This is a genomic window from Streptomyces longisporoflavus, from assembly GCF_014649775.1.
Lineage (GTDB): Bacteria > Actinomycetota > Actinomycetes > Streptomycetales > Streptomycetaceae > Streptomyces > Streptomyces longisporoflavus.
Genome location: NZ_BMTR01000155.1, coordinates 1 through 533, shown reverse-complemented (window position 1 = coordinate 533; position 533 = coordinate 1). Strand labels below are relative to the sequence as shown.

Annotated in this window: 1 protein-coding gene; it reads right to left on the bottom strand. The window is 33.2% G+C overall.

The window, feature by feature from the left end; translation table 11 throughout:
* Nucleotides 1–61: 61 nt before the first annotated feature.
* On the bottom strand, nucleotides 62–533 hold a 472-nt coding region (locus tag IE226_RS43825; protein WP_190087111.1), incomplete at its 5' end, for an SbcC/MukB-like Walker B domain-containing protein.

Genomic DNA, 533 nt, shown 5'->3' with positions numbered 1-533 from the left:
GAATCGATTTCCTTTATTCTTAGAGTTCATAATATAATGGTGTATTGTATTTTATATACCATTATAGTAATTGGTACCTACTCAGGCCTTGGGTCTTTTCCACTTGCAGAATTTTGGTATTACCAAGAGGAAGTGAATCTAAGTGGGTTATCAAGAATAGAGTTTTCTCTTTGAATATGTGACGTATTAGTGAGGTAACTACTTCTACGTTATCTGAACTTAAAGATTCAAATACCTCATCGAGAAATGCTAAGTTAATACCCTTAGAAGCCGTAAGAGCTTCATTCATTGCAAATGCCATTGCAACATTACATAATTGTTTTTCTCCACCGCTAAGTTCATCATAATCAATTATTTGCCCATCCCTTTCAATAAGAGTAACAAATTCTTTTCTAGCAGTGCCCAAATCAATATTAAATTCAATCCTAAATCCCAATACCTCTGAATACTTATCAAGGCATTTATTTAAGAACTCAAAGGATGAATCAAATAGATAAGCCTTAATCCCATTCTTACCCCATGGGTCATTAATT